Annotated in this window: 21 protein-coding genes; 8 read left to right on the top strand and 13 right to left on the bottom strand. The window is 60.0% G+C overall.

All coding sequences use genetic code 11. The features are described 5' to 3' along the window. Positions 1 to 46: 46 nt before the first annotated feature. From TX23_RS02950 to TX23_RS02935, 4 genes are all read right to left on the bottom strand, one after another. Complete coding sequence (locus TX23_RS02950; protein WP_057700939.1) at positions 47 to 1330, bottom strand: OmpP1/FadL family transporter; 1284 nt, start codon at positions 1328 to 1330, stop codon at positions 47 to 49. A 146-nt stretch (positions 1331 to 1476) separates the two neighbouring features. After that, on the bottom strand, positions 1477 to 1959 hold the full coding sequence (locus TX23_RS02945; RefSeq protein ID WP_057700938.1) for a hypothetical protein: 483 nt from the start codon (positions 1957 to 1959) through the stop codon (positions 1477 to 1479). Between the two features lie 275 nt (positions 1960 to 2234). Continuing rightward, positions 2235 to 2459, bottom strand: a complete 225-nt coding sequence (locus TX23_RS02940) for a hypothetical protein (RefSeq protein WP_005790139.1) — start codon at positions 2457 to 2459, stop codon at positions 2235 to 2237. Between the two features lie 440 nt (positions 2460 to 2899). After that, on the bottom strand, positions 2900 to 3205 hold the full coding sequence (locus TX23_RS02935; RefSeq protein ID WP_057700937.1) for a hypothetical protein: 306 nt from the start codon (positions 3203 to 3205) through the stop codon (positions 2900 to 2902). Positions 3206 to 3662: 457 nt separating this feature from the next. Here TX23_RS02935 and TX23_RS02930 point away from each other — a divergent pair, with 457 nt between their 5' ends. Further along, positions 3663 to 3986, top strand: coding sequence for an SEL1-like repeat protein (locus tag TX23_RS02930; protein WP_057700936.1), 324 nt, complete (start codon positions 3663 to 3665; stop codon positions 3984 to 3986). 175 nt (positions 3987 to 4161) lie between these two features. Continuing rightward, positions 4162 to 5526: a DNA recombination protein RmuC gene (gene rmuC, locus TX23_RS02925; RefSeq protein ID WP_209445909.1), complete on the top strand. Its 1365-nt coding sequence runs from the start codon at positions 4162 to 4164 to the stop codon at positions 5524 to 5526. 133 nt (positions 5527 to 5659) lie between these two features. On the opposite strand, the gene TX23_RS02920 is transcribed toward rmuC, so the two are convergent. The 3 genes from TX23_RS02920 to TX23_RS02910 all read right to left on the bottom strand — a co-directional run bounded on the left by TX23_RS02920 (position 5660) and on the right by TX23_RS02910 (position 10240). Further along, positions 5660 to 9130 (bottom strand): hybrid sensor histidine kinase/response regulator, encoded by a 3471-nt coding sequence (locus tag TX23_RS02920; protein WP_057700935.1) that lies wholly within the window; start codon positions 9128 to 9130, stop codon positions 5660 to 5662. Between the two features lie 118 nt (positions 9131 to 9248). Then, on the bottom strand, positions 9249 to 9632 hold the full coding sequence (locus tag TX23_RS02915; protein ID WP_057700934.1) for a YbaN family protein: 384 nt from the start codon (positions 9630 to 9632) through the stop codon (positions 9249 to 9251). A gap of 20 nt (positions 9633 to 9652) precedes the next feature. Beyond that, positions 9653 to 10240, bottom strand: coding sequence for a UPF0149 family protein (locus tag TX23_RS02910; RefSeq protein WP_057700933.1), 588 nt, complete (start codon positions 10238 to 10240; stop codon positions 9653 to 9655). A gap of 275 nt (positions 10241 to 10515) precedes the next feature. On the opposite strand from TX23_RS02910, the gene recQ reads away from it, so the two are divergent. Continuing rightward, positions 10516 to 12645 (top strand): DNA helicase RecQ, encoded by a 2130-nt coding sequence (gene recQ / locus TX23_RS02905; RefSeq protein ID WP_057701137.1) that lies wholly within the window; start codon positions 10516 to 10518, stop codon positions 12643 to 12645. 121 nt (positions 12646 to 12766) lie between these two features. Further along, positions 12767 to 13201: a MarR family transcriptional regulator gene (locus tag TX23_RS02900; protein WP_003193007.1), complete on the top strand. Its 435-nt coding sequence runs from the start codon at positions 12767 to 12769 to the stop codon at positions 13199 to 13201. 120 nt (positions 13202 to 13321) lie between these two features. Here the strand turns inward: TX23_RS02900 and TX23_RS02895 are convergent, their stop codons facing one another. Further along, the gene (locus TX23_RS02895) at positions 13322 to 15511 is read right to left on the bottom strand and encodes a patatin-like phospholipase family protein (protein ID WP_057700932.1); all 2190 of its coding nucleotides are present in this window, start codon (positions 15509 to 15511) and stop codon (positions 13322 to 13324) included. Positions 15512 to 15595: 84 nt separating this feature from the next. Here TX23_RS02895 and TX23_RS02890 point away from each other — a divergent pair, with 84 nt between their 5' ends. Beyond that, positions 15596 to 15883, top strand: a complete 288-nt coding sequence (locus TX23_RS02890) for a SelT/SelW/SelH family protein (protein WP_057700931.1) — start codon at positions 15596 to 15598, stop codon at positions 15881 to 15883. 7 nt (positions 15884 to 15890) lie between these two features. On the opposite strand, the gene TX23_RS02885 is transcribed toward TX23_RS02890, so the two are convergent. Both TX23_RS02885 and TX23_RS02880 read right to left on the bottom strand, forming a co-directional pair. Further along, positions 15891 to 16766: a DMT family transporter gene (locus tag TX23_RS02885; protein ID WP_057700930.1), complete on the bottom strand. Its 876-nt coding sequence runs from the start codon at positions 16764 to 16766 to the stop codon at positions 15891 to 15893. Between the two features lie 100 nt (positions 16767 to 16866). Then, on the bottom strand, positions 16867 to 17616 hold the full coding sequence (locus TX23_RS02880) for a helix-turn-helix transcriptional regulator (protein WP_057700929.1): 750 nt from the start codon (positions 17614 to 17616) through the stop codon (positions 16867 to 16869). A gap of 137 nt (positions 17617 to 17753) precedes the next feature. On the opposite strand from TX23_RS02880, the gene TX23_RS02875 reads away from it, so the two are divergent. Next, on the top strand, positions 17754 to 18563 hold the full coding sequence (locus tag TX23_RS02875; RefSeq protein ID WP_057700928.1) for a UDP-2,3-diacylglucosamine diphosphatase: 810 nt from the start codon (positions 17754 to 17756) through the stop codon (positions 18561 to 18563). A 63-nt stretch (positions 18564 to 18626) separates the two neighbouring features. Here the strand turns inward: TX23_RS02875 and TX23_RS02870 are convergent, their stop codons facing one another. The 3 genes from TX23_RS02870 to phhA form a co-directional block, all read right to left on the bottom strand. Then, positions 18627 to 19820, bottom strand: coding sequence for an amino acid aminotransferase (locus tag TX23_RS02870; protein WP_057700927.1), 1194 nt, complete (start codon positions 19818 to 19820; stop codon positions 18627 to 18629). Then, positions 19820 to 20176 carry a 4a-hydroxytetrahydrobiopterin dehydratase gene (locus TX23_RS02865; RefSeq protein ID WP_057700926.1) on the bottom strand — a complete coding sequence of 119 codons (357 nt, stop codon included), beginning with the start codon at positions 20174 to 20176 and terminating at the stop codon, positions 19820 to 19822. The genes TX23_RS02870 and TX23_RS02865 overlap by 1 nt, the downstream gene beginning before the upstream one ends. A gap of 98 nt (positions 20177 to 20274) precedes the next feature. Next, positions 20275 to 21081 (bottom strand): phenylalanine 4-monooxygenase, encoded by an 807-nt coding sequence (gene phhA / locus TX23_RS02860; RefSeq protein WP_057700925.1) that lies wholly within the window; start codon positions 21079 to 21081, stop codon positions 20275 to 20277. 256 nt (positions 21082 to 21337) lie between these two features. Between phhA and TX23_RS02855 the strand changes: the two genes are divergently transcribed. Together TX23_RS02855 and TX23_RS02850 are read left to right on the top strand one after the other, a co-directional pair. Beyond that, the gene (locus tag TX23_RS02855) at positions 21338 to 22903 is read left to right on the top strand and encodes a sigma-54-dependent transcriptional regulator (RefSeq protein WP_057700924.1); all 1566 of its coding nucleotides are present in this window, start codon (positions 21338 to 21340) and stop codon (positions 22901 to 22903) included. An 853-nt stretch (positions 22904 to 23756) separates the two neighbouring features. Continuing rightward, positions 23757 to 24497, top strand: a complete 741-nt coding sequence (locus tag TX23_RS02850) for a flagellar basal body rod protein FlgF (RefSeq protein WP_057700923.1) — start codon at positions 23757 to 23759, stop codon at positions 24495 to 24497. The last annotated feature ends 32 nt before the right edge of the window (positions 24498 to 24529 follow it).

The raw sequence follows: 24529 nt of genomic DNA, 5'->3' as shown, positions 1-24529 counted from the left end.
CCCGCCTCCATTACAGGAGAGCGGGGCTTTTTTACACCTGTCTGAATTAGAAGGTGTAGGTCATGCCCAGGCCGAAACCGTTGGCACTGTTTTCGTATTTGGCCCGGTAGCTGGCTGTTGAAGGCGCAGCGGCGGTTTGATTAACCTTCACATCTTCTTCTTTGAGGTACGAGTAGGCCAAGTCGATTGTCATGTTATCCATGACTTTGTAACCCAGGCCCACGCTGAAGATCGTGCGGTCACCAGTCGGAATGCGTGGCGAACGGTTGGTGTTGTTCGTCGGTGACTGGTCGAAGGTCAGGCCGGTGCGCAACACCACCTGCTTGGTCAACTGATACGACGTACCTACAGCGTAGGCCCAGGTGTCATGCCAGTTTTGTTCTTCGGTGATGGTGCCGAGCTGACTAGGTGCGAGCAAGCCGCCTGCGGCTGTTACACCGTCGTTGTTGACGGTGATCTCTTTAAGACGGCTCCAGCGCGTCCAGGTTGCACCACCGTAGAGTTTCCAGGCATCTGTCAAATCCTGAGTGACCGACAGATCGTAGGACTCTGGGGTGTCGATTTTCAGCGAAGCGTCGTAACGGTTGTTACGCAGGAAGGGCTGAGTGGCGGCCGGGCCGCTGACGGTCGTGTGTCCTTCCAGCTTGTATTTGACCTTGGAGTGGTAGGTCAGGCCAACGCGGGTGGTATCGGTTGCCTGAACCAATACGCCGATATTGAAGCCCAAGGCGGTATCGTCGCCCTTGATTTTAACATTGGTATCGGAAACCGCCGGGTTCAGGGTCTTCTCCGATTCCAGTACGCCGGCAATACGGTTGAAGGTCGGGCCAAAACCGACGGAAACGCGGTCGTTGAACGCGTAGCTGACCGTCGGTTGGAAGGTGATGACCTTCACTTCGCTCTTGCTGCCAAAGCCAGAGGCCTGTGCGCCTTTTTCGTAGTCAGTTACCAGCCCGAACGGAGCATAGACACCGAAGCCGACGGCCCACTGATCGTTGAGTTTGTTGGTATAAAAACCAAATGGCACGGCGGTGAAAGGAACCATGTCACCTTTGTTGGTGCCGCGAGAGTTGCCCCCGGTGTTGCTGATATCGGTAGAAGCATCAATGGCAGCAACGCCGCCGGTGATCTGTTGACCTTCCAGGCGTGCCATACCGGCAGGGTTACCGAACACAGTGCTTGCATCATCGGCAGAAGAAGATCGACCTGCAAAACCAGTACCCATCCCGCTGACGCTCTGTTCGTTCAGGGCAAAGCCGCTGGCGAAGAGTTGGGAGGATGCCATGGCAACGGCGAGGCTAAGTGTGGTCTTGAGCATTACTTTTTTCATTATTAGAACTCCGAGGTGATCACCGCAGCGGAAAGTAACAATAAATTTGCGATTGCGCTATAGGCTGTAATGCAGGAGATAGAGCGGTTTTGTAGGACAATCCGACCAGATTTCCGCATTTTTGCCGAATCTTGCAATTTGCCCGGTCAGCAGATCGCCTGTTTTATGGAGGGCGCGCAGCTTTGCCAGGCTTGGGTAAAATCCCGCAGCCGACCTTGAGGATGAAATATTTCTTTCCAGATACGCGCCATGCCCAGTACGTCACCCGGGGCGGGCAGCGCCGAGCGATGTTGTTCTACCAGCAACCAGGCAATTGCCGTGGCGTAACGCAGGTTCACCGTCAGCTCCAACTGGGGCGCACTCAGAAAGGCATGTTGACTGGCCAGCCCGCGGACCAGACTTGCGCGGTCCGGGTCCAGCGCCAGGTATTCGTCCCAGAGGGCGCGGTGACGGGGCTCGGTGATGCTATAGAGCCCATGGCCGCGCCGATCATGCAGCGCCGAGCCCAGTTCTGACTGGCTGGCGGCAATGCCCAATAACAAGGACTCGGCAGTTGGGTTATGGCAGCCGAGGTAGGTCAAGGTCGGCCTGATCACATAACGACACAATTCGCTGGCGGCAATACCCATACAAGCCTCAGTCCGTAAATGAGGTCGACGAGCCTGAGAAGGAGGGCTTGGCAGCGGTGAATCGGATCTCAGGCCCGTCGCAAGCGGACGATGCCGCTTGAGTTGAAGTGTAGTGTCATATTCATGATGTAAAGGACTGTTTTTAAAACATCTTATTTATTCAGTTATAACGTTTATATCTATCGGTGCTTAGTAAATGCAGGCCAGCGCCAAATTTAAGGCAATAAAAAACCCTGTTTTTTAGACAGGGTTTTTGATTTCAGCGACGTGGTCGATCAGGCAGTCAGTGCCTGACGGGTACGCTCGATCACGGCCTGCAGCGGTTCTGCGCTGGAGTATTGATCGGGGTACAGGCGTTCGCTGTGACGAGCGATGCCGTGTTCGTTGACCAGGGTGAAGCTGAAGCAGCCTTTGCGAGCGGCCATGATCAGGCAGTTCATTGGGGCAAAAGCGTTAGTGAGGGTGCGAATGGCATCCTGAGTGTGGATTTGAGCGTTCATATTATTGGTGTTCCTACAAATGACACGGATAAGAACCGTGCAACGTTAAAACGTTCCAGTAACGCTGATCACCATTGATCAAGCGAAGAACCTGACTGGAACAAAGCAGCCAGTTTGAAGCGCTATTAAATTAGGCGCGCTTGGGCTGGCAGGTAGGTACTTAGGAGGGCAGGCAACACAACAGGGGCAAAGGTTCTGGGCCCGGGGTGAAGATCCTGATCAATTTGCAGGTTGGTTCGGTCAGAGTATTTAAACTTCGCGACACCCTTTGCTTGTTCAAAGGCTGTGTCGTCGCAAGCGATACCTGGAAACCATCGAGGTGGTCGATCCCGTGTGGTTCAGGGGACTTTTTCGACCAGAATTGACTTTCAGCTTGGTACTAACGCCGCGGATAGTAACGGATTGAATCAGGGAAAGGAAGGGGGTAATAAAAAATTTAATCAGCCGCCGAGCCATCCACGATAGACCAGTACGGTCACAGAGGCAGCCAGGGAGCACCCCAGTCCGTAGGCGGCGAGGGTAAGGCGCAAGGATTGGCCGGTCTCGATCAGTTTAATGACCTCGTGCAGATCATTGATCCTGCCGTCACCCAGTTCGATGCACAGGCTTGCAGCGGTAAAAGCGGCAAAGAGCAAAATCGCGATGGCGAACAGCGCGCCATCCGGGGAGGGGAGTGCGGCATTGATTCCCAGCGATGTCGCGCAGATGGCCAACAGCAACATGGCGAACAGCAGAATTCCTTTCATCGGCCCTACAGGGTTGCGTTGTCGGTGGCGCAGTGTGGCGAGCCGGGACAGATTTGAAAAGCCCCTGGATTTGTCGTGGCAGTAACATGTTTAACGCGTGTTGAATCAAAAAACGCTGACGTTATAACTCTCGAATGGGTACTTGTGCACATTAGTTGCGGCGGGTGTAACCCTCCTGTCGCTGACCGCGAAGCACGCCCATTTGCCTGTAATCAAAATTTAAGTCAATGAAAAATCTGGCTTTTTTTTATTGGTGAAAAAATCGTCAGTTTGAGCGGGGGCCCCGTTCCATGGGGCTTTGAGCGAGTTCAAGGAGGGTTGTCCACTGAGTTATCCACAGCTTCTGTGGATTGTCCCAAGCGCTTGCTCTAGAACGGGCGTGCAGGTTTTTTTCAGCTTTACCTGTACGAAAAAAAGAGTAGAGTGGCGCGCCTTCCGTTCTGTCCCACAGTGCTTTATGAAGTTTCGCTCAGTATCACCTTCTGTTACCGACACTCCTCCAACTGTTACCGCACCCAAGCGTTTTTCCTTGAAGGTCGCCTTGTGGCTGCTCGACAGCCCGCGCCTGGGCCAGAGCAGCAACGTCAAGCACTTCGCTGGACGCTTGCTCAAACAGCCTGCCCGGGAAGGGGTGGTAGCCGCGCAGAGTCGTCTTGGCCAGCTGATGTGTCGTGAATGCGGGAACGCCCGCGATCGGCGCATTGGCCATGATCTATTACGCTCGGCCGCTCGCGCCGGCGATCGCCTCGCCCAGCGTGAACTGGGCCAGGTCGAAGACTGAGCTGTCTTCGCGCCCTGTGCTTGGTTACCCTTGATCTTTTTTGGTGATGGCAGAAATGGCTATGGTTTTTGACTGGACCAGTATTGCCTTGGGGCTTGTTGGCGCAGCCGTACCTTTATTGGCGCTGTGCTGGCAGATTCAGCGACGCTTGAACGCGCGCACCACCGGTTGGGAACTGCTGGAAGAGCGCTTGGCAAACGCGCAGCTGGCCCAGGAAGGGCTCGCCGCTCAACTGGATGCCAGCCGTGATGAAATCAGCGACCTGAGCCAGGCCAATGCCGCCAAGCAAGCCGACTTGGCGGCACTGGGCCGCGAAGTCGAACTGTTGCAGATCGACCGCGATAACGCCCGCGATGCCGCCCATGCCTGGAACCTCGATCGCAGCGCCAAGGAAACCGAACTGCGCCGTCTCGACGCTTTGGCTGCAGCCCTGAGCGCGGAACTGCGCGAGCAGCAGGAGAGCCACCAGCAGCGCCTCACCGACCTGCAAGGCTCACGGGATGAGCTGCGTGCGCAGTTCGCCGAGCTGGCCGGCAAAATTTTTGACGAGCGTGAACAGCGCTTCGCCGAGACCAGCCAGGAACGCTTGGGCCAGTTGCTCGATCCGCTCAAGGAGCGCATCCAGTCCTTCGAGAAGCGTGTGGAAGAAAGCTATCAAAACGAAGCCCGTGAGCGGTTCTCCCTGGCCAAGGAGCTTGAGCGCCTGCAGCAATTGAACCTGCGCCTGTCGGACGAAGCCACCAACCTGACCCGTGCGCTCAAGGGCCAGAAAACCCAAGGTAACTGGGGGGAACTGATTCTTGAGCGTGTGCTGGAACACGCGGGCCTGGAAAAAGGCCGCGAATATCAGACCCAGGTCAGCCTCAAGGGCCCGGATGGCGAGCGCTTCCAGCCGGACGTGCTGATCATGTTGCCGGGCGACAAGCAGGTGGTGGTCGACTCCAAGGTCAGCTTGACCGCCTATCAACAATACGTCGCGGCAGATGACGAAGTGATTGGCCAGGCGGCGTTGAAGCAGCATGTGCTGTCCTTGCGTAATCACGTCAAAGGCTTGGCCGGCAAGGACTACAAGCGCCTGGAAGGTTTACACAGCCTGGATTTCGTCCTGCTGTTCGTACCGATCGAGGCCGCTTTTTCCGCGGTCTTGCAGGCTGAACCGAATTTGTTCCAGGAAGCCTTCGACCGGCATATCGTGATTGTCAGCCCTACCACCTTGCTCGCCACCCTGCGGGTGATCGACAGCCTGTGGAAGCAGGAGCGACAGAGCCAGAATGCACGGGAAATCGCCGAGCGTGCAGGTTGGCTGTACGACAAGTTCGTGCTGTTTATCCAGGACCTGGACGAAGTGGGCAACCGACTGCAGCAGTTGGACAAGGCTTACAGCGCGGCGCGCAACAAACTGACGGATGGGCGTGGGAATCTGGTCAGCCGTACCGAGCAGTTAAGATTGCTCGGCGCCCGAGCCAGCAAGAGCCTGCCAGCGGATTTGCTGGAGCGAGCAATGACGGATTCGGATGGCGTGGCGCATCTCCCCGAATAGACTTGGGGCCAAATGTGGGAGAGGGCTTGCTCCCGATTTGTAGGAGCGAGCTTGCTCGCGAAAAACCCATAGGCGCCGCGTTTATTCAGGAAACACGCGTTATCGTTGACGTCTTTCGCGAGCAAGCTCGCTCCTACAGAGGCAGATGCCTGCTCAATAGGGCCCGCAACGCCGCCGGCTTCACTGGCTTGGCCAGGTAATCCAGCCCCGCCCCATGCACCTGCGCCACCATCTCCGGGCGCCCGTCGGCACTGATCACCACGCCGGGAATCGGCTCGGCCAATTGGGCCCGCAGCCAGCCCATCAGTTCGGTGCCGGTTTCGCCATGGTCCAGGTGGTAATCCACCAGCGCCAGTTGCGGTCGCATACCGTCGGCCAGCAGCGCTGCGCACTGGGCCTGGTCGGTGGCCGTCCAGACTTCGCAGCCCCAGCGCGTCAGCAGGCTGCGCATACCGATCAGGATGCTTTCCTCGTTATCCACGCACAGCACCCGCGCGCCGCTCAGGGGCAGGCCATTCTCTACGGCGGCTTTTGGCTGAGGGCTTGCCTGGTTGCGCGCCAGCGGCACGCACACGCTAAACACGCTGCCCTTGCCCGGCCAGGAGCGCACGCTCAGGCGATGGCCCAGCACGCGGCACAGGCCGTCGGCAATCGCCAGGCCCAGTCCCAGGCCCTTCTCGGCGCGGGTCTGGTGGCTGTCCAGGCGCTTGAACTCTTCGAAAATCACCTTTTGCTTATCCGGTGGAATGCCCGGGCCTCGATCCCATACTTCCAGGCACAGTTCACCTTCGCGTCGACGTACGCCCAGCAACACAGGACCGTCGGCATAACGGAAGGCATTGGTCAGAAAGTTCTGCAAGATCCGCCGCAGCAACTTGATGTCGCTGTCCACCCGCAGACGGCTGCCGCGCCAACGAAAGCGCAAGCCTTGCTCATGGGCCAGCGCCTTGAATTCTGCGCCCAGTGTGTCGAATAGCTCACTGAGTACAAAGGGCTGGCGTTGTGGGTTGATCTTGCCGTTTTCCAGGCGCGATATATCCAGCAAGTCGCTGATCAGGTCTTCGGCCGAGCGCAACGAGCTGTCCAGATGCTGCACCAACTGCCGTGCTTCGTCGGACAGGCCATCGTGCTGGTGGGAGAGGGCGGCGGAGAATAACCGCGCCGCGTTCAACGGTTGCATCAGGTCATGACTGACTGCCGCCAAAAACCGCGTCTTCGACTGACTGGCGGATTCGGCCACGCCTTTGGCGTCGGTCAGCGCCACGTTGAGCTGCGACAGCTCATGGGTGCGCTCGGTCACGCGTTGCTCCAGGCCCTCGTTGGCCTCGGTCAACGCTTGTTCGGCTTCGCGGAACGCGGTGATATCGGTGAAACTCATGACAAAACCGCCACCGGGCATCGGGTTGCCGATCAACTCGATTACCCGGCCATTGGGGAACAGGCGCTCGGAGGTATGCGCGCGACCCTGGCGCATCCAGTGCAGGCGTCGCGCCACATGCACCTCGGCTTCACCCGGCCCGCACAAACCGCGCTCGGCGTTGTAGCGAATGATGTCGGCAATCGGCCGGCCAACGCTGATCAAACCGTCCGGGTAGTTAAACAGCTCCAGGTAGCGGCGGTTCCAGGCCACCAGCTTGAGCGACTGGTCCACCACGCTGATGCCCTGGGTGATGTTCTCGATAGCGCCTTGCAGCAGGGCGCGGTTGAATTGCAGCACCTCGGAGGCTTCGTCGGCGATGCGTACGACGTCCTCCAGCTGCATTTCCCGCCCTTCGATCGCAGCTTTCACCACTGCCCGCGTCGAGGAGGCGCCGAGTACGCCGGCCAACAAACGCTCGGTATGGGCGATCCAATCGTTGTCGGCATTCTGGTTGGGGTTAAAACCTTTGCCCTGGCGATAGGCGAAGCGGATAAAGCTCTGCTGGGCGCGTTCTTCACCGACAAAGCGTGCAGCCAGGCTCAGCAGGTCGCTGATCTGCACCGACAACATGGACCGTGCGCTGGCGCGCTGGCTGATTTCCTGGCCGATAAAACGGCCTGCCTGCCAGTGTTCGGAAACCCGCGTACGCGACAGCATCGACACCCACACGAAGAGGGTGAAGTTACCCGCCAGGGAGCACACGGTGCCCAAGGTCAGCGACGTCACCGACAGTCCGAATGGGTGGGAGTGCATCCAGGTCAGGCCGGGGAAGAGGCTGAGCGACCAGCCAAGACTTTTCGCCGTCACCGGTAGGACCAAGGTGTAGAACCACAGGAAAGTACCGGCGGCCAGACCGGCAAATACACCGCGCCGGTTGGCCTGCTTCCAGTAGAGCGCGCCGAGCATCGCCGGGGCCAGTTGGGTCACGGCGGCAAAAGCGATCTGACCGATGGTGGCCAGGCTGGCGGTCGAGCCCAGCAGGCGGTAGCTCACATACGCCAGCAGCAGAATGATCACAATGCTCACCCGGCGTACCGAGAGCATCCAGTGGCGGAACACTTCGAACGGTCGTTCGGCGCTGGAGCGGCGCAGCAACCAGGGCAACAGCATGTCGTTGGAGACCATGGTCGACAGCGCGATGCTGGCCACAATGACCATGCCGGTGGCTGCCGACGCCCCGCCGATGAATGCCAGCACGGCGAGGGCCGGATGGGCCTGGGCCATCGGCAGGCTGATCACGTAGGAGTCGGGCAGCACTGAACCGGGCAACAGCATTTTGCCGCCCAGGGCGATCGGTACTACAAACAGCGCGGCGAGGATCAAGTACGCCGGGAATACCCACTTGGCCAGGCGCAGGTCCTGCGGGTCAATGTTCTCGACGACGGTCACATGAAACTGCCGGGGCAGACAGATGATCGCCATCATCGCGACGCCGGTCTGCACCACCATTGAGGGCCAGTTGATGGTTTCTTTCCAGTATTCCTCCAAGCGCGGCGCGAGCATGGCCTGGCTGAACAGATCGCCGAAACCGTCGTACAAGCCGTAGGTCACAAACGCACCGACCGCGAGAAATGCGAACAGCTTGACCAGGGACTCAAAGGCAATCGCCAACACCATGCCCCGGTGGTGTTCGGTGGCATCGAGGTTGCGCGTACCAAACACGATGGTAAACAGCGCCAGCACCAGCGACACGATCAAGGCGGTGTCCTGAGCCCGGGTGCCGGTGGTGTCGGGTCCGGCGCCGATCAACAGGTTTACGCCCAGCACAATACCTTTGAGTTGCAGGGCGATGTAGGGCAGCACGCCGACCAGACAGATCAACGCCACCACCACCGCCAGGGATTGGGATTTACCATAGCGAGCGGCGATAAAGTCAGCGATGGAGGTGATGTTTTCCTGCTTGCTGATCAGGATCATCTTCTGCAGCACCCAGGGCGCCAACACCAGTAACAGCACGGGGCCCAGGTAGATCGGTAAAAACGCCCACAGCTGCTCGGCGGCTTGGCCTACCGCTCCGAAGAACGTCCAGCTGGTGCAGTACACCGCCAGCGACAAGCTATAGACCCACGCACGCACCCGTGGCGGCAGCGGCGCATGGCGGCGGTCACCGTAAAAGGCGATTGCAAACATAATGGCCATATAGGCCAGGGCAACGGCGGCGATCAGCCCGCTGGACAGCGTCATGGTAACTCCGAGCATAAGAACACCCGGGCATTCCGGGCCCGGTTGGACAGTCTCGCATGATGCCTGTTGTTAGTCAGTGTCGACCAAGGTCGTGTGGGATCTAATGTCGCAGGTGCGTTCAGCGCGGGGGCAGGGTTTTCTGACGCAGGATGTAGATCGTCACCAGCACCGCGCTGGTCAGCATGAACCCGCGAGCCCACGGCAACGGCACCAGGTAACAGGACAGCGCAATGCTCAGCCACATCAGGCCGATGGCGTAGACCTTGCCCTTGAGGGGAATGCCGTTGCCCGCCAGGTAATCACGAATCCATGGGCCCAGCCGTGGGTGGTCCACCAGCCAGTGGTAGAAACGCGGGGAGCTTCGAGCGAAGCAGGCGGCGGCCAGCAGCAGAAAGGGCGTGGTCGGCAGTACCGGCAGGAAAATGCCGATCACTCCCAGCGCTACGCTCAGCCAGCCGATGGCCAGCAGTACGTAGCGCAGGAGCAGTGAACGGTTGCCCATGGGTGCCACGGGCAAGCGACTCAGTGGTGACGTGGCTTGAGGATCGCCGGTTTTTCGTCAGGCGCGTTGCACAGCAGGTACAGCGCGGTCAGGGCTTCCGGGATCTGCACGATCATGTCGTCCATCAAGTTGGCATCGGCGGCGATGTCGGAAAACTCTGCTTCTTCTTCGAACAAGCCCGAACCGACCATGATCGGCAGGAGCATTTCGCTGACTTCTTCTTCAGCGGTTTCGAACCAGGCAGCTTCACGCAGGAACACGCCTTCCATGAAGCCAATGCACCAGCCGCGCAGGTCGGAGTCATCCGGGTCATCGCCCAGGTCGAGGTCGCATGGCAGCTCGAACTCTTCGTCGGCAGCCAGTTGGCGTGCGATGTGGGCCTTAAGGGCGATCAGGGTGGACTCGATCTCTTCGCGCTGGGCGGCGTCGCTGTAATGAGGCTCTTCAGCGAACAGTGCGTCGATCCATTCACGGTCCGGGACGGGATCGGAGCAGATCGACAGGGCGGTCAGGTAGCCGTGGGCGGCCACGTAGTCCAGCGCCTCGTCATGCAGCTCATCGGCGTCGAGGAAGGCTTGCAGGCGGGTTAGTTGCTCAGCGAAGGACATTGAAGGGCTACCTTGGGAATAAACGATGCTGAATTCTAGGCTTTCTTGAGCGCCCAGGCCAGCCGCACGGCATATTTGCCCGGTTTTAGAGCGAGCGTCTATTCGTCAGTCGCGCCCTTTGGCCTGTGACGCTCGGGTATACTGCCGCGTTTTGTGATGCCCCTGCAGGCCCAGCGCCAATCCGGGAAAACTTCGCTTACGGATTATTTTCCGTGAAAGCGCGTTTTTTCGGCCAGCCTGTACAGAGGGATTTCGGCACCATTTTGGAGTTTTACATGCTCGATCAGGCTCAACGCGTCCTCAAGGACATCTTCGGCTACGACAGTTTTCGTGGCCGCCAGGGTGCGATCATTGAGCGCGTGGCCAAGGGCGGCGATGCCCTGGTACTGATGCCTACCGGTGGCGGCAAGTCGTTGTGCTTCCAGGTACCTGCGTTGTTGCGCAACGGCCTGGCGGTGGTGGTGTCCCCGTTGATCGCGTTGATGGACGATCAGGTTGCCACCCTCGAAGAGCTGGGCGTCGCCGCCGCGTCCCTGAACTCCACCCTCAGCGCCGAGCAGCAACGCGACCTGGCCGCGCGAATCAAGCGCGGTGAAGTGAAGATGTTGTACCTGGCGCCGGAGCGTCTGGTACAGCCGCGCATGTTGGCCTTCTTGCAGAGCCTGGAAATTGCCCTGTTTGCCATCGACGAAGCCCACTGCGTATCGCAATGGGGCCACGATTTCCGTCGCGAATATTTGCAGCTGGGTCAATTGGCGCAGCTGTTTCCCGACGTGCCGCGCATCGCCCTGACCGCCACGGCCGACAAGCGTACCCGTGAAGAGATCGTCGAGCGCCTGCACTTGCAGAACGCCGAGCGTTTCCTGTCCAGCTTTGACCGGCCGAATATCTTCTACCGCATCGTGCCCAAGGAGCAGCCACGCAAGCAGTTGCTCGCGTTCCTCTCCGAGCGGCGCAGCGATGCGGGTATTGTCTACTGCCTGTCACGCAAGAAGGTCGATGAAGTCGCCGCGTTCCTGTGCGAGCAAGGCTACCCGGCGCTGCCTTACCACGCCGGCCTGCCCAATGAAACGCGCTCTGCGCACCAGAAACGCTTCCTGAACGAGGAAGGCCTGATCATGGTGGCGACCATTGCCTTCGGCATGGGTATCGACAAATCCAACGTGCGTTTCGTGGCGCACATGGATCTGCCCAAGTCCCTTGAGGCTTACTACCAGGAAACCGGTCGTGCCGGCCGTGATGGCTTGCCGGCGGATGCCTGGATGGTCTACGGCCTGCAGGACGTGGTGATGCTCAAGCAGATGCTGCAGAACTCCGAAGGGGACGAGCGCCACAAGCGTCTGGAGCAGCACAAGCTCGACGCCATGCTTTCGTTGTGCGAAGAAACCCGCTGCCGCCGTCAGACGCTGCTGGCGTATTTCGACGAAGATATGCCGCAACCTTGCGGCCACTGCGATAACTGCATGGATGGCGTGCAAACCTGGGACGCGACCGAGCCGGCTCGTCAGGCATTGTCGACGATCTATCGCACCGGCCAGCGCTACGGCGTGGGTCATCTGGTGGATGTGTTGCTCGGCAAGGACAACGAAAAAGTGCGCAGCTTCGGCCACGAGAAATTGTCGGTCTACGGTGTCGGCAAGGCCCGTGCCGAAGGCGAATGGCGTTCGCTGTTCCGTCAGATGGTTGCCCGTGGCCTCGTCGACATTGATATCGAAGGCTATGGCGGGCTGCGCCTGAACGACAGTTGCCGGCCATTGCTCAAGGGTGAAGTTAGCCTGGAACTGCGCCGCGACCTCAAGCCGCAGACCACCGCCAAGAGCAGCAGCACCAGCCAGGCCAGCCAGCTCGTACGGGGCGAGGAGCGCGAGCAGTGGGAGGCGTTGCGCACCCTGCGACGCAAACTGGCGCAGGAACACAGCGTGCCGCCCTACGTTATCTTCCCCGACTCCACCTTGCTGGAAATGCTGCGCGAGCAACCGACCACCATGGCCGAGATGGCTCGGGTCAGTGGCGTGGGTGCGCGCAAGCTGGAGCGCTACGGCCAGGCCTTCCTCGAAGTACTCGGCGGCCAGGCAGAAGCGCCGAAAGAGATTGCCGATATACGCCACGAACTGATCAGCCTGGCCCGCGCCGGCATGACCCCGATCCAGATCGCCGGCCAGCTGCAATGCTCGGAAAAAAACGTGTATACGCTGCTTGCCGAAGCCGTTGGCAAACAACAGTTGTCGCTGGAGCAGGCCCTTGATTTGCCTGAGGATTTACTCGGCGAAATCCAGGACGCCTTCCTTGACGGAGAAGGCGAATTGCCACCTGTGGTGGAGATCGCCCCGTTGTTCACCGGGCGTGTTCCCGAGGGTGTTTTGTACTGCGTGCGTGCCGCTTTGCAGTCGGAATTCGAAATTTAGTGTGGCAATTACGACAATGTAACGAATCAGTACATACCGGGCCTTGCCTACTGGCATGGCTCATGCTTAGCTGACTAATAATTAGCCACATTTTATTTTCAGTCTTAAACATGAGTTTTTTATGCCGTTAACCGATCAACACCGTTTTGGCATGCAGTTGGCGCAAATGTCCCGAGGTTGGCGCGCCGAGCTGGATCGCCGTTTGGCGGGCCTGGGCCTGTCCCAGGCGCGCTGGCTGGTATTGCTGCATCTGGCCCGTTTTGTCGAGGCACCTACCCAGCGAGAACTGGCACAAAGTGTCGGCGTCGAAGGGCCGACCCTGGCACGTCTGCTCGACAGCCTGGAAGGCCAGGGCCTGGTGCAACGCCAAGCCGTGGTGGAAGACCGCCGGGCCAAACGCATCTTGTTGTGTGATACCGCTCAACCGCTGATCGATCAGATTGAGACCATCGCTACGGCGTTGCGCCATGAGTTGTTCGTGGGCGTGAATGAGGAAGACCTGAGGGTGTGCATGCGTGTGCATGAGCACATCCTGGCGAACCTGGAAAAGTCCTGATCTAAATAATGTGGGAGCTGGCTTGCCTGCGATGACGGACATTCAGTCAAGTGATTAGCTGACTGACGCACCGCTATCGCAGGCAAGCCAGCTGCCACATTGGGTTTAGTGTTCGGCTTCTTAGAACGTCTGTCCCAGGTTCAAGTACACGGCCTTCTGATTATCGTCATTGAACCCATAGCTGAAATTCAGTGGCCCCAGTGGCGTATCAAACCCCAGGAAGATACTCGCGGCGTTGATATAGCCGCTGTCGAACTCATTGTCGTTGTTCCACGCCCGGCCCCGTTCCAGTGAGGCGCCCAGGTACAACGGGAAGTCCAGCGGCAGGTACGAGCGCGGGGTCAGCCGGCGGAAGTACACCGCACGCATCAGGCTAATGTTCTGGCCTGAAATTGCATCCTGACGAAAGCCCGACAATTGCCGCGCCCCGCCCAGCAGGAAGCTGGAAATCACCACATCCGAATTATCCAGCGTGCGTCCATAACGTCCGCCGAGTATCAGGGTGTCCGGGCCATGGCTCATGGCCTTGTCCAGTTTGAACTCCCACTGACGGTAGCGCTGGTCCGAACCCAGGCCAGGTTCGAACTCGCGAAAGGCCAGGCCGATGTCCTCACCGCTGTGCGGAAAGTAGACGTTGTCGAGGGAGTCGAAGGAATACTTAAGCTCATAGAAGCCTTCGCTGAAACTCACGCTCGGCTGGTCGCGCTCGCCGATACGCACATCCGCCTTGCCCCACGCCTCACCTACGCCGAAGCGGATTTCGCCGCTGTTGCCGATCTGGCGTCCAACGTTCAAGCCGAAGCCATAGCGCTCCAGGCGATATTCTGAGATGGGATCGTTGTCCAGGATCAGCTCGACGTTCTGCGCCTCGGCTCTGATATAAGGCGCGACGAAGTAGCGAGAGCCGGTGTCCATCGGCTGGTAGAACTCGCTGTACAGCTCCTGTCGATCACCGATCTGCACCCGCGTCAGCCACTCCGCGCCGAGGCGGTTGATGCCGTTCACGCGATAGCTGGCACCAAGGTTGAAGGCGCTGTCGCCGCGCATGTCATCCGACAGGTTCAAGCCCAGGCGCAGGTAGTCGGTGCCGCTGCGCTTGCCCCGTGCGCTGATCACCAGGGTATTGTCCTGGCCCTTTTTGACCACGCGGTATTGCACCTGCTCGAAGTAATCCAGGCCGTACAGGGTGCCCATGTCCGACTGCAGACGCCCCAGGTTCAGCGGTTCGGCCAACCCCTGGCGAATGTAATAGCGGATCACGTCGTCGCTGACTTTGGAGTCGTTCTCCACCTTGATGGCGGTGATTACCGGGGTGCGCTCGCCCGGGGTGCGTGCAGCCACCAGTTGCGCGTCAATAGGCTCGACAGGGCGCAGGTTCGCCAGGCGCACGTCGAGGGCACGGGTGGCGCGGTAACCGGCGTCGATCATGTCTTTGGCGCGGCCGAAGTCGGTCACGCCATAGGCGGCCAGAGGCGGCTGGATCAGCACATCCTTGGGGTTCAGGGCCTTGAGTTGCTCCTCGGAATTGCGCCGGGTCATCAGGGTGATGGACTGGTTGAGCACGTCCACCACAGTTGCCAATTGCTTGCGCGAGCGCAGCGGGGTGCCGATGTCGACCACGATGGCAATATCGACGCCCATCTCCCGTGCCACGTCCAACGGGATGTTGTCAGTCATGCCGCCGTCAACCAGCAGGCGACCGTCCAGCTCCACCGGGGCGAACACGGCGGGGATCGACATGCTGGCGCGTATCACCTGGGGCAGGTGGCCCTTGCTGAACACGACTTTTTCGCCGGTGGTGATGTCGGTGGCCACGGCGCGGAAGGGGATCGGCAGCTTGTCGAAGTTACGGGTGTTGCTGCTGTGGGCAAACATGCTTTCCAGCAACAGCGCCAGGTTCTGGCCCTGGATCACGCCCAGTGGCAGGCCCAGGCTGCCGTCGTCGCGAAAACTGAGTTTCTGCTTGACCAAAAAATCCCGGTCATCCTGTTTGCGCCGGAACGGTACGTCCTCCCGCGGCGGTGCGTCCGAAAGCGCCTGTTGCCAATCAATGCCCAGCGCCAGCTTCTCCAGCTCGTCGATCTTGTAGCCCGATGCGTACAGCCCGCCAATCACCGCACCCATGCTGGTGCCGGCAATCGCATCGATATGGATACCCTGTTCCTCAAGCGCCTTGAGCACGCCGATATGCGCCAGGCCACGGGCGGCACCGCCGGACAACACCAGGCCGATCTTGGGGCGGGGCGCTTCCAGGGCGTCGGCAAGCAGGGGGACTAAGCACAGGAACAGGCAAGACAGCAGGCGGCGCATCATCAATCTCAAGGCTGGGCGATAAAGGCCGCTATTATAGCCACTCGATCCGCCGAGCCCGTAACGTCAGGAACCTCTCAAATCATGTCCGCAAGCAAACCCGAGATCGTTATCACCTATTGCACCCAATGCCAGTGGTTGCTGCGCGCCGCGTGGCTGGCCCAGGAGTTACTCAGTACGTTTGCCGATGACCTGGGGCGCGTGGCGCTGGAACCGTCCACCGGTGGCGCCTTTCGCATCACCTGTGATGGTGTGCAGATCTGGGAGCGTAAGGCGGATGGTGGTTTTCCCGAGGCCAAGGTGCTTAAGCAGCGAGTGCGCGACCAGATCGATCCGCAGCGCGATCTGGGGCATAACGACCGTACCGCGTAAGGTCAGACTACTGCTGGTTGCTTGGCCTGGCTGGGCTGCCCATCAGGCCGGAGAGTACGATGGCGACGATGATCAAGGCGCCGCCCAGCAACATGCGCAAGGTTGGGGTTTCGGCAAACAACAGCCAGGCCAAGGTAATGCCGTAGACCGGTTCCATGGCAAACACCACCGAGGCGGTGCGCGCCTTGATCACGGCGAGGCTGGCGACGAACAGGCTGTGGGCCAGGCCAGTACAAAACACTCCCAGCAGCCCGATCCACAGCCAGTCGATTGCACGCACATCCGCCAGCCCCGGCGCGGCCACCGGCAGCAGGCACGCGGCGACCACGACGTTCTGGCAAAGGGCGGCCTGTACCGCCGGAATGCGCCCGGAACTGGCGCGATTGTTCAGCGACAACAACGAGAACAACAGCCCCGAAGCAATGCCCCACAGCAGCCCGCTTGTGGCTTCGCTGGCGAGATTGAAGTCCGGGGTCACCAGCACCAGGCCAACGGTGACCAGCACCACCAGCAGTACTTCATTGGCGCGAATGCGCTCGCGGAAGATCAGCCCCTCAAGGATCACCGTAAAGGCCGGAAACGCGGTGAACCCCAGGGTCGCCACGGCCACACCGGCGACTTTGACGGCGATAAAGAACGTCACCCAATGGGCGGCCAACAACACACCGCTGACCAGCAGCCGGCGCCAGTCGCGCATCTCCAGCCTCTTCCACGGAGCATTGCTGGCAAAGCGCGCAAACACCGCCAGCGCCAGCACGGCAAACGCCGCCCGGCCAAATACGATGATGGCGGGGGAGGCCGCCGCCAGCTTGCCGAATACGCCAGTGAGGCCAAACATCAATGCGCCGATATGCAGGGCGCCAAGGGCTGAGCGGGGAGTCATTGCGTTCCTTGATCCAACAGGGGGTGACAGCCTCGCAGTCTAGAGGGTTGGCGGGTGGGCGTCTGTCGAGAGTGGGGTGATTTTTAGCGCAAGACTCTTGCTAGTCCGCTCGACGCAACGCCCCAGGCGAGGCGCCAAAAAACCGTAGCATGGCCGCGCAAAATGCACTTTGCGAGGCGTAGCCGACGCGCTCGGCAATCTCGCCGATGGGCAGGGAGGTTTCGCGTAACAGCCTGAGCGCCATGTGCAAGCGACGATTGCGTAGATAGTCCATCGGCGTCTGTCCGCATTCAGCCATAAACCGGGCATGCAGGCGCGGCACGGACAAATCGGCAATCCGTGCCAGGTCGGCCACCTGGAGCGGACGCGCCGCATGGCGCTCGATATGGGTATTGAACGCAGCATAAGGCAGGCGCAGGCCAGGCAGCGGTTGGGCCTGAGGGTGGTTGAGGCTGGCCAGTAACAACACAGCGCCTTGCTGGACGATCAGCGGGTCGTGCACCGGGCTTTGTGCCAGCCACTCCACCAGTTGGTGTTGCCGGGCATCCAGCGCCAGGTGCGCGGGTTGGTCGAGCAAGCGGCGGCAGGCGTCGGCATGTTCGCCCAAGGATTGCACCACCCAGTGCTCAGTCGGTACATCCAGCACCAGGCAGCGGCTGCCATCGCGGCTGATGCAGGCATGATGGGTGGAGAAGGGCAGCACCATCACGCTGCTTTCGCGCACCTGGCTGCCACGGCCATCCACTTCCAGGTCCAGGTGCCCGGACAGGCCGAACATCAACTGCGCATGGTCATGGCTGTGGGCAATGGGTGCTTCGAGATAGTGGCGTAGCGTGAGGGTCGGGCTCATCGCGGTCTCCAGGGCGGCAAGCTGTCAGTCTACAACGCTTGGCGAGCGACGAGCGCTGTCATCAGACTGACGCACGCTTGTCATGGGCTATTAATCGCCAAGGCGCAAGCTCGCCAAAACAGCGTCGAGGGATGCCCATGACCCGTGCCGAGTTCACCAAGCCCAGCCGCAAGCAACGGGTGCGAACCCTGTGGATTTCCGACGTGCACTTGGGCACTCGGGATTGCCAGGCCGAACATTTGTCGCGGTTTCTCAAGGGTTACCACGCCGACAAGGTCTACCTGGTGGGCGATATTATCGACGGCTGGAAAATGCGCGGGGGTATGTATTGGCCACAGGCCCATACCAATGTGATCCGTCGACTGCTGACCATGGCCAAGCGCGGCACTGAGGTGATCTACGTCACCGGCAACCATGATGAATTTTTACGGCGCTACTCCAAGCTGATCCTGGGCAATATCCAGTTGGTGGATGAAGCCGTGCACGTCACCGCCGATGGCCGCCACCTGCTGGTGATCCATGGCGACCAGTTTGATGTGATCACACGCTATCACCGCTGGCTGGCGTTCCTCGGCGACTCGGCCTACGAATTCACCCTCACCCTCAACCGCTGGCTCAATCATTGGCGTGCACGCTATGGCTATGGCTACTGGTCGCTGTCGGCGTACCTGAAGCACAAGGTTAAAACCGCTGTGAGCTTTATCAGCGATTTCGAAGAAGCCATTGCCCACGAAGTGACCCGGCGCGAACTGCATGGGGTGGTCTGCGGGCATATCCACCATGCCGAGATTCGCAAGGTGGGCGAGGTGGATTACCTCAACTGCGGGGATTGGGTGGAGTCGTGCACGGCGTTGATCGAGCACTGGGATGGGCATATCGAGTTGTATCGGTTGGCGGATGCGCAGGCCCGGGAGGCGCAGCTCAAGGCTGAAATGGTCACGGGCTAAAAACCAACTCGGTTAAAAATGTGGGAGGGGGCTTGCCCCCTCCCACATTGGGTCCCGGGGTTTTCAGTTGGAAACGTCGGCGATGGCTTGGGCCAGCAGCGTCAAACGTGTCGCATCAACCCCGGCCACGTTGGCCCGGCCTGAACTGACCATATACACGCTGTGTTTCTCGCGCAGTTGCTTGACCTGCTCGGCACTCAAACCGGTATAGGAAAACATCCCGCGCTGCGCGCCAATATGGGCAAACTTCTCGGCCAGGCCATGGGGCGCCAGGGCTTCCACCAACCCGGAGCGCAACTGCGCGATCCGCGAGCGCATGGCTTCGACTTCCTCGCTCCAGAACTTTTTCAGCTGTGCATCACCGAGGATAGTCGCCACCACGGCAGCGCCATGATCCGGCGGTGTCGACCACAGGTTGCGGGCGATGTTCGCCAGTTGGCTGCGCACATCGGTGAGCTTATTCGCGTCCGCCGCACACACAATCAATGCGCCGACCCGGTCGCGGTACAGACCGAAGTTCTTCGAGCAGGAACTGGTGACCAGCACTTCCGGCAACTCGGCGGCAAACAGCCGCACCGCCCACGCGTCCTGCTCCAGGCCATCGCCAAAGCCCTGGTAGGCGAAGTCGATCAACGGCAGCAGTTGGCGTTCACGCACAATCTGCAACACTTGGCGCCAGTCATCCTGGGACAGGTCGAAGCCGGTCGGGTTGTGGCAGCAGGCGTGCAACAGCACCACGTCACCCTTGGGCACCGTGGACAGAGTCGCCAGCATCGCCGCTACATCCAGCCGGTTGTCGCTGCCCACGTAAGGGTAATGACTGACTTTGAGCCCGGCCTTGGCGAAGATGGTTTCGTGGATCGGCCACGTCGGGTTGCTCAGCCACACGCCGCGACCAGGCAGGTTCTGGGCAATGAAGTCGGCACTCAAGCGCAAGGCGCCGGTGCCGCCTGGAGTTTGCGTGGCGCCGGCACGGCGATCGCGCAGCAAGCTAGAGTCGGCGCCGAGCACCAGCTCGCTGATCAGCGCACCGAAGGCTGCGTCGCCATGGCCGCCGATGTAGGTTTTGGTCACTTGGGTGTCGACCAGGCGCTGTTCCGCCAGTTTCACCGAGTGGGGAATCGGCGTCAGGCCCTGGTCGTCCTTGTAGACGCCCACGCCCAGATCGAACTTGTTCGGGTTGGTATCCTGGGCGTACAGGTCCATCAGCCCGAGGATCGGGTCGCCGGGTACGCGGTCAATCGCATCGAAATGCATTACTTGCGGCCCTCGGCGCTCTTGGCCACTTCGTCGGTACGCGCGGCCATAATGAAGTCGTTGCGGTGCAGGCCCTTGATGGAGTGGCTCCACCAGGTCACGGTGACTTTGCCCCATTCAGTGAGCAGGCCAGGGTGATGGCCTTCGGCTTCGGAGATTTCACCCATGGCGTTGGTGAAGGCCAGGGCGAATTTGAAGTTCTTGAACAGGAAAACCTTTTCCAGCTGCATCACGCCGTCGCGCACTTCAATGTTCCAGTCAGGGATCTGCTTGATCAGCACCGGCAGTTCTTCATCGCTGACTTGCGGGGCATCGGCGCGGCAGGCTTCGCAGTGGGCTTGGTTCAAGGTGGTCATGGAAGGTGTCCTGAATTCGAATGATTGAAGGTCAGTGGCATTACCCTAAAGCAACGCGGGGCCAGGGAACAGACTCACCTGGCCTTAAAACGAAAGGTTCACGCGGCGTTGGGTTTGGGCGGGACTGCCTTTGGGGTGAAGAGCGGTGCGTGCAGACCCAGCTGCATACCGCGCTCGACCATGCCCATGATGTCTTCCTGCGCCACGTCGAACAGGCGCTTGAGCTCGGGCAAGACGAAGTACAGCGGCTGCAGAATATCGATGCGATAAGGGGTGCGCATCGCTTCCAGCGGATCGAAGGCCTGGTGCTCGGGCTCGTCCGACAGGCAATACACGCTTTCTTTAGGCGACGACAGAATGCCGCCACCGTAGATGCGCCGCCCTTCGGGAGTGTCCACCAGGCCGAACTCGATGGTCATCCAGTACAGGCGCGCCAGGTACACCCTTTGCTCCTTGGTAGCCGCCAGACCGAGCTTGCCGTAGGTGTGGGTGAATTCGGCAAACCAGGGGTTGGTCAGCAGCGGGCAGTGACCGAAGATCTCGTGGAAAATATCCGGCTCTTGCAGGTAGTCCAGTTCTTCACGGGTACGAATAAAGGTCGCCACCGGGAATTGCTTGCTGGCGAGCAGTTCAAAAAAGGTCTGGAAGGGAATCAGCGCCGGTACTCGGGCGACTTGCCAGCCGGTGGTGTCGGCCAGCACCTTGTTGATCTCGCCCAACTGCGGGATGCGGTCCAGCGGCAGGCCGAGCTTGTCGATGCCGTCCAGGTATTCCTGGCAGGCGCGGCCTTCGATCACTTTGAGTTGGCGAGTGATCAGCGTGTTCCACACCGCATGTTCTTCAGGCGGGTAGTGGATAAAACCTTGCGCATCGGGCTCGCGGGCCACGTAGTGCGTCTGCTTCATACGGCTCTCCTGCTAGGCATTCGTTCTTGTTATGTCCTGCGATGTCTCTATTGATAACCCGATGCGCGCGAGAATCCAGTTCCCTCAATGTCGTTGTGTAGGAAAAATTACCAATAATTGTAAAGTATTCGTTACGAATGGGCGTTCTTCCACGGTGGTGGGCTGGGAAAATCCCGAGTCCTGTCACATAATCTTGACGACTATCTTCGCCCAGCGACAAAAAGACGCGGCGCCTACTCACTCTTCGAGTCTTTCCATGCGTATCAAAGTGCACTGCCAGAACCGCATCGGCATCCTGCGGGACATCCTCAACCTGTTGGTGGAATACGGCGTCAACGTCGCCAAGGGCGAGGTCGGCGGCGAGCATGGCAATGCCATCTACCTGTTTTGCCCCAACCTGGTGAACATGCAGTTTCAGGCGTTGCGCCCGCAGTTCGAGGCGATTGCCGGGGTGTTTGGCGTCAAACGGGTCGGGTTGATGCCCAGTGAGCGACGGCACATGGAGCTCAACGCGCTGCTGGGTGCCCTGGAGTTCCCCGTGTTGTCCATCGACATGGGGGGTTCCATCGTTGCCGCCAACCGTGCGGCGGCGCAGTTGCTCGGTGTGCGAGTGGACGAGGTGCCGGGGATTCCGCTGTCGCGCTACGCCGAGGACTTCGATTTGCCGGAACTGGTGCGTGCCAGCAAATCGCGGATCAACGGTTTGCGGGTCAAGGTCAAGGGCGACGTGTTTTTGGCGGATATCGCTCCACTGCAATCCAGTGAGCATGATGACAGCGAGGCCATGGCCGGTGCTGTATTGACCTTGCATCGCGCTGACCGTGTCGGTGAGCGTATCTACAATGTGCGCAAGCAAGAGCTGCGCGGTTTCGACAGCATCTTTCAAAGCTCCAAGGTCATGGCTGCGGTGGTCCGCGAAGCGCGGCGCATGGCACCCTTGGATGCACCGCTATTAATAGAAGGCGAAACAGGTACCGGCAAGGAACTGCTGGCCCGTGCCTGTCACCTGGCCAGCCCGCGGGGGCAGTCGCCGTTGATGGCGCTCAATTGTGCGGGGTTGCCCGAGTCGATGGCCGAGACTGAACTGTTTGGCTACGGCCCCGGCGCATTTGAAGGGGCGCGGGCGGAAGGTAAATTGGGCCTGCTTGAGCTGACGGCGGGCGGTACCTTGTTTCTCGACGGCGTGGGAGAAATGAGCGCGCGCTTGCAGGTCAAGCTGCTGCGCTTTTTGCAGGATGGTTGTTTTCGCCGGGTGGGCAGTGATGAAGAGGTGTACCTGGATGTGCGGGTGATCTGCGCGACCCAGGTAGATTTGTCGGAACTCTGCGCCCGCGGCGAATTTCGCCAGGACCTTTATCACCGCTTGAACGTGTTGTCGTTGCATATCCCGCCGTTGCGCGAATGCCTGGATGGGTTGGCGCCGCTGGTTGAGCACTTCCTGGATCAGGCCAGTCGACAGATCGGTTGCCCACTGCCCAAGCTGGCCCCTGCGGCCATGGACAAACTCAGCCACTACCACTGGCCGGGTAACGTGCGGCAGTTGGAAAACGTGCTGTTCCAGGCGGTGTCGCTGTGTGAGGGTGGCACGGTGAAGGTTGAGCATATTCGCCTGCCGGACTACGGCGTGCGCCAGCCCCTTGGCGATTTTTCTCTGGAGGGGAGCCTGGAAGTCATCGTCGGGCGCTTTGAGAAGGCGGTGTTGGAAAGCCTGTATGCCGAACACCCGAGCAGTCGCCAGTTGGGCAAGCGCCTGGGGGTGTCGCACACCACCATTGCCAACAAACTGCGTGATTACGAAGTGCTCAAGGCTGATCGCAGTTAAAACGGTGGGAGCTTGCTCCTGTGACGGCCGGCGCTGATCTAACTGACGCACCGCGATCCAAATGTGGGAGCTGGCTTGCCTGCGAAGACGGCCTAACAGTCAACACAGTTGGATCGGGTACATATCCGATATTTAGGTAACGGCCACTTAGGGTTCCGCCCTGACGGCGGCTCACTTTTGAACAGCGCAAAAGTAAGCAAAACGCTCTTGCCCCACCACTCGGCACCTCGCCTAGGCTCGGTGTGCCCGTAATCCGCCAGTGATTTGGGGGGCCGCCGCCACGCGCCATCCATGGCGCGGGGCGGCTAAACCGGCATCCCTGCCGGTTTACCCCCCCAAATCCCTGTCGAATTCCGGCCAGCGTGGTTTAACGGGGCGCCTAAGATCAAAAGCAGATCAAGATCAAGAGCGGCTCGCTTCGCATCGTGGGTACCGTCTGCTGCTACAGCCCACTGTCAGTTGACATGTCAGTGCCTGTTCCACCGCTATCGCAGGCAAGCCAGCTCCCACATGGGTTGGGTATTGCCCACGCAATCAGCGCCCGGCATCAATCCCCTGTGGGAGCGGGCTTGCCCGCGAATGCGGTAGGTCATTCAACATATCAGTGACTGAGCCACCGCATTCGCGAGCAAGCCCACATTTGAGCTCTGTCGTTTTTCAGGCCGGGGTTTGCCGCAGGCGGCAGTAGTCCGCCGTTTTTTCGACTCGCTCTCCTGCCTCAAATCATCTGACCTCGCCGCTAACCCCCGCCCCGCCTGGACTTTCTCCTCTTTTTAAAAGTTGGTTCGCAAATTGCTTAAGCCACCTCAGTACAGCGGTGGGCGGCAAGCGTCCGTCAGAAAGAGGAAAGAGCGTGGACAAGTACCTTTATGTGGCAATGACCGGCGCCAGCCAGAATGCACTGGCGCAGAAGGCCCATGCCAACAACCTGGCGAACATTTCCACCAACGGTTTCCAACGTGACCTGGAGCAGGCGCGTTCGATGCCGGTGTTCGGTGACAGCTTTCCGGCGCGGGCGTTTGCCTTGACCGAACGTCCGGCTACCGACTTTTCCCCGGGCGCAATGATCGAGACCGGCCGCGACCTGGACGTAGCCGTCAGCGGCGACGGCTGGATGGCCGTGCAAACCCCGGATGGCGGCGAAGCCTACGTGCGCAGCGCCAGCATGAACGTGGATGCGCTGGGTGTGCTGCGTGCCGGCAACGGTATGCCGATCATGGGCAACGGTGGCCCGATTGCCGTGCCGCCCCAGCAGAAAATCGAAGTGGGTGCCGACGGCACCATCAGCATCCGCGCCATGGGCGAAGGCCCGCGGGTGATGGCGGAAGTGGACCGCATCAAGATGGTCCAGCCTGACCTCAAGAACATGACCAAGGGCCTGGACGGCACCATCCACACCAAGGATGGCCAGCCGGCCCAGGCCGACGCGAACGTCAAGCTGACCTCGGGTTTCCTGCAGGCGAGCAACGTCAATGCGGTGGAAGAAATGACTGCGGTGTTGGCGCTTTCCAAGCAGTTCGAGCTGCACATCAAGATGATGAACAGCGCCAAAGAAGACGACCAGGCCATGACGCGCGTCATGCAGATGAGCTGATTCAAGCCCATTAACTAATTTGCAACGTAGCG

Source organism: Pseudomonas paralactis (assembly GCF_001439735.1).
GTDB classification, from domain to species: Bacteria; Pseudomonadota; Gammaproteobacteria; order Pseudomonadales; family Pseudomonadaceae; genus Aquipseudomonas; species Aquipseudomonas paralactis.
This window is presented reverse-complemented; position numbering and strand designations above follow the sequence as displayed.

Excerpts from the sequence above, each read along its gene's own strand:
- TX23_RS02900 (WP_003193007.1), top strand. The coding sequence starts at position 12,767 with ATGCCGTTAACCGATCAACACCGTTTTGGCATGCAGTTGGCGCAAATG.
- TX23_RS02940 (WP_005790139.1), bottom strand. The coding sequence starts at position 2,459 with ATGAACGCTCAAATCCACACTCAGGATGCCATTCGCACCCTCACTAAC.
- TX23_RS02875 (WP_057700928.1), top strand. The coding sequence starts at position 17,754 with ATGACCCGTGCCGAGTTCACCAAGCCCAGCCGCAAGCAACGGGTGCGA.
- TX23_RS02895 (WP_057700932.1), bottom strand. The coding sequence starts at position 15,511 with ATGCGCCGCCTGCTGTCTTGCCTGTTCCTGTGCTTAGTCCCCCTGCTT.
- TX23_RS02885 (WP_057700930.1), bottom strand. The coding sequence starts at position 16,766 with ATGACTCCCCGCTCAGCCCTTGGCGCCCTGCATATCGGCGCATTGATG.
- TX23_RS02910 (WP_057700933.1), bottom strand. The coding sequence starts at position 10,240 with ATGTCCTTCGCTGAGCAACTAACCCGCCTGCAAGCCTTCCTCGACGCC.
- TX23_RS02920 (WP_057700935.1), bottom strand. The coding sequence starts at position 9,130 with ATGACGCTGTCCAGCGGGCTGATCGCCGCCGTTGCCCTGGCCTATATG.
- phhA (WP_057700925.1), bottom strand. The coding sequence starts at position 21,081 with ATGAAGCAGACGCACTACGTGGCCCGCGAGCCCGATGCGCAAGGTTTT.
- TX23_RS02930 (WP_057700936.1), top strand. The coding sequence starts at position 3,663 with ATGAAGTTTCGCTCAGTATCACCTTCTGTTACCGACACTCCTCCAACT.
- TX23_RS02945 (WP_057700938.1), bottom strand. The coding sequence starts at position 1,959 with ATGGGTATTGCCGCCAGCGAATTGTGTCGTTATGTGATCAGGCCGACC.
- TX23_RS02870 (WP_057700927.1), bottom strand. The coding sequence starts at position 19,820 with ATGCATTTCGATGCGATTGACCGCGTACCCGGCGACCCGATCCTCGGG.
- TX23_RS02890 (WP_057700931.1), top strand. The coding sequence starts at position 15,596 with ATGTCCGCAAGCAAACCCGAGATCGTTATCACCTATTGCACCCAATGC.
- TX23_RS02935 (WP_057700937.1), bottom strand. The coding sequence starts at position 3,205 with ATGAAAGGAATTCTGCTGTTCGCCATGTTGCTGTTGGCCATCTGCGCG.
- TX23_RS02950 (WP_057700939.1), bottom strand. The coding sequence starts at position 1,330 with ATGAAAAAAGTAATGCTCAAGACCACACTTAGCCTCGCCGTTGCCATG.
- TX23_RS02880 (WP_057700929.1), bottom strand. The coding sequence starts at position 17,616 with ATGAGCCCGACCCTCACGCTACGCCACTATCTCGAAGCACCCATTGCC.
- TX23_RS02915 (WP_057700934.1), bottom strand. The coding sequence starts at position 9,632 with ATGGGCAACCGTTCACTGCTCCTGCGCTACGTACTGCTGGCCATCGGC.
- TX23_RS02865 (WP_057700926.1), bottom strand. The coding sequence starts at position 20,176 with ATGACCACCTTGAACCAAGCCCACTGCGAAGCCTGCCGCGCCGATGCC.
- TX23_RS02855 (WP_057700924.1), top strand. The coding sequence starts at position 21,338 with ATGCGTATCAAAGTGCACTGCCAGAACCGCATCGGCATCCTGCGGGAC.
- recQ (WP_057701137.1), top strand. The coding sequence starts at position 10,516 with ATGCTCGATCAGGCTCAACGCGTCCTCAAGGACATCTTCGGCTACGAC.